Origin of the sequence: Nguyenibacter vanlangensis (assembly GCF_013376155.1) — a bacterium.
Classification (GTDB): Bacteria; Pseudomonadota; Alphaproteobacteria; order Acetobacterales; family Acetobacteraceae; genus Gluconacetobacter; species Gluconacetobacter vanlangensis.
Map to the genome: position 1 here is coordinate 1 of NZ_JABXXP010000370.1, position 2922 is coordinate 2922.

The following is a 2922-nucleotide window of genomic DNA, read 5'->3' on the forward strand; positions in this document are numbered from 1 at the left end:
GAGAGCCCCGTCGGGAGCCCCGCCGAGAGCAATGCGCGGCCGGCCGGCGTCTTCGTGCCCGGCGCGGCCGACCGTGCCTTCGTCGACGATCTGGAGCACCGGACATTCACCTGGTTCTGGGATGCCGCGGACCCGCAAAACGGGCTGATCCCGGACCATTATCCCTCGCCCGATCGCTTCGCCAGCATTGCCGCGGTCGGGTTTGGGCTGACGGCCTATGGAATCGGGGCCGAGCGCGGCTATGTCACCCGCGCGCAGGCGGTGGCGCGCACGCTGGCCACCCTGCGCTTCTTCGCCGCCGCCCCGCAGAACGCGACCGAGGATGGGGCCGCCGGCTATCGCGGCTTCTATTACCATTTTCTCGATCCGCGGCGGGGCGTGCGCTTTGCCCGCTGGTCGGAACTGTCCAGCGTGGACACCACGCTGCTGCTGGGCGGCGTGCTGTTCGCCCAGTCCTATTACGACCGCGACACGCCGCCCGAGCGCGCGATCCGGCGCCTGGCCGACCGGCTGTACCGACGGGTGGACTGGGCCTGGATGCGCAGGCGCGCGCCCCTGCTGGCCATGGGCTGGACGCCGGCGGGCCGGTTCCTGCGCAATGACTGGGACGGCTATAACGAGGGCATGCTGATCTATCTGCTGGCCCTGGCCTCGCCCACCCATCCGGTGCCGGGCGGCACCTGGCAGGCCTGGACCGGCACCTATGCGCGGCAATGGGGGCGTTTCCAGGGGCAGACCCTGCTGAACTTCGCCCCGCTGTTCGGCCATCAATACAGCGAATCCTGGATCGATTTCCGCGGCATCCGCGACGGATGGAGCCGCGACCACGATCTGGATTATTTCGAGAACAGTCGCCGCGCGACCTATGCCCAGCGGGCCTATGCCCAGGCCAATCCCGGCGGCTGGCGCGATTACGGCCCCGACATCTGGGGCCTGACCGCATGCAACGGGCCGGGCATCGCGACCCGGACAGTCGACGGGCGCAGCCGCAGCTTCCTGGCCTATAGCGCCCGGGGCGCCGGGCGGGACTATGTCTCGGACGACGGCACCATCGCCCCCACTGCGGCCGGCGGGTCGATCGCCTTCGCCCCGGAAATCGCCCTGCCGGCGCTGGAGGCGATGAAAGCGCGCTATGGCACGCGCGTCTATGACCGCTATGGCTTCGTCGACGCGTTCAATCCCAGCTTCGCCGGCGGCGCGCCGCACGGCGCATCGCCCGGCAGCGCATCTTTCTGGGCGGATACCGAGCAATTCGGCATCGACCAGGGGCCCATCCTGCTGATGATCGAGAATTGGCGCAGCGGCCTGGTCTGGACCACGATGAAGAAGAATCCCTATATCCGCGCCGGGCTGATCCGCGCGGGCTTTACCGGCGGCTGGCTGGACGGGTTGCAACGCCAGGCGCGCGGCGACGTGTCCGCCCATGGTCATGGTTAGGATCGGACGCGCCGCCGGGCCGGAATTCAGAACACGTGGTACAGAATAGCGACGCAGAGCGCATAGAGCACCACCCAGGCGACGGCCGTCGAAAACGCGACCACCCAGTAGAGCAGGTCGAAATCCTGACGGTGCCGGGGCCTGTGGCCAGGCATGGCGGCCTCCGACATCACCAGGCCTGTCCGAAAAGCAGGACGGTGGCGTACAGGGCAAGAACGAGGGCGAGCCCCACGACCATCACGGTCCAGTATCCAAGATCATGGGCGGGACGCGCGGGCGGTTTCGGCCCATGGACATTCAGGTGGAACATGGCTGCCTCCAGCTTCAGAAGGCCATGTCATGGAGATGGGTGCGGCGCATGGCCCGGCAATCGGGCGCCGCATCACATCCTGACGATCCGCGCGGCGGGACGGCCGGCCGGCGCGACATCCCCTTGCCGGGGGCGGCCGCGGACTGGCATGGTCGGTCGTCAACACCGTAGAGGATTGTTCCACATGGGATTCCGTCCGTTCCTGGCCGCGCTTTCGGTCGCCGTCCTGATGGGCGCGGCGGCCGCACCCGTCTCGGCCGCCACGCCCTGCCGCGACGCGAAGGGCAAGTTCATCACCTGTCCCAAGCCTAAGCCCGAGAAATGCCGCGATGCCAAGGGCAAGTTCACGAAATGCCCGCCCCCCGCCGCCACGCATTGACACGAGCCGCCTGACGGACGGATGGCCCGGGCCGCGCGCCCGCCGCGATCCGTCCGTCCCTATCGGGATCGCATGCCGGGACGGGGCGCGCCCGGAGCCAAACCGACGGCCCGGGTGACGCCGTTGGCGATTACCCCGGATTCCAGATAGAGGCGGCGGTAGGACGCCCCGGCATGGGGATGGACTGCCCGCCAGACGCCCAGCAGATCCACCATCCCGCACGCCAGCGCCACCAGCGCCAGCCCACCCAGGCGCCCGCGCGCGGCACGTGCCGTGCCTGCCGGCGGCGGGATCGGCATCCCGGAATTTTCAGACAAGCAGGTGCCCCCCTTGCAGCCAGTTCTCGGCCAGGGCGGCGTCCAGGATCAGGCACAGCAGGATCAGCGGCCGGCGCCAGCGGGGCGGGGCGGCGCAGGCCAGGCGCACCAGCAGGATCATGGCGAACGGATTGGCCAGGACGATGCGATGGATCGACATGATGCTGCCGCTGCATGCCAGCAGGAAGGTCGCCAGCACGATCGCGGCCTCCAGCCGCCAGCGGATACGAAATCCCCAGACGATCAGGGCGATTTCCAGCAATGCGGCGATGGCAAGATGCACCCAGCGCCCGCGGGTAAATCCCTTCCAGATCCACAGGACCGGCAGGCGCCATTGATGCCCCCACGCCGCCTGCACATGCGCGAATGCCAGCCCGTCGCCCAGCATCCGGTCCAGGAACAGGATATAAAGCGCCAGCCCGGCCCCGCCCGCCGCGACCACCACCGCGCCTTCCAGCAGCCGCACCGGCCGGGCGGCC

5 protein-coding genes and 1 pseudogene are annotated in these 2922 nt (G+C 69.2%); 2 read left to right on the forward strand and 4 right to left on the reverse strand.

Annotation, left to right across the window (positions count from 1 at the left end):
• Positions 1–54 precede the first annotated feature (54 nt).
• Positions 55–1437, forward strand: a complete 1383-nt coding sequence (locus HUK84_RS14000; RefSeq protein ID WP_317135293.1) for a glucoamylase family protein — start codon at positions 55–57, stop codon at positions 1435–1437.
• A 26-nt stretch (positions 1438–1463) separates the two neighbouring features.
• On the opposite strand, the gene HUK84_RS23565 is transcribed toward HUK84_RS14000, so the two are convergent.
• A complete protein-coding gene (locus HUK84_RS23565; RefSeq protein WP_281362817.1) occupies positions 1464–1592 on the reverse strand; it encodes a hypothetical protein in 129 nt (42 codons plus the stop codon).
• 14 nt (positions 1593–1606) lie between these two features.
• Positions 1607–1747, reverse strand: coding sequence for a hypothetical protein (locus tag HUK84_RS14010; RefSeq protein WP_176640841.1), 141 nt, complete (start codon positions 1745–1747; stop codon positions 1607–1609).
• Positions 1748–1931: 184 nt separating this feature from the next.
• Here HUK84_RS14010 and HUK84_RS14015 point away from each other — a divergent pair, with 184 nt between their 5' ends.
• Positions 1932–2126 carry a hypothetical protein gene (locus HUK84_RS14015; protein WP_176640842.1) on the forward strand — a complete coding sequence of 65 codons (195 nt, stop codon included), beginning with the start codon at positions 1932–1934 and terminating at the stop codon, positions 2124–2126.
• A 59-nt stretch (positions 2127–2185) separates the two neighbouring features.
• Here the strand turns inward: HUK84_RS14015 and HUK84_RS14020 are convergent, their stop codons facing one another.
• Both HUK84_RS14020 and HUK84_RS14025 read right to left on the reverse strand, forming a co-directional pair.
• Positions 2186–2443 carry a hypothetical protein gene (locus tag HUK84_RS14020; RefSeq protein WP_176640843.1) on the reverse strand — a complete coding sequence of 86 codons (258 nt, stop codon included), beginning with the start codon at positions 2441–2443 and terminating at the stop codon, positions 2186–2188.
• Positions 2436–2922, reverse strand: a pseudogene (locus tag HUK84_RS14025) (hypothetical protein); the annotation flags it as partial. The pseudogene HUK84_RS14025 and the gene HUK84_RS14020, both read right to left, overlap by 8 nt.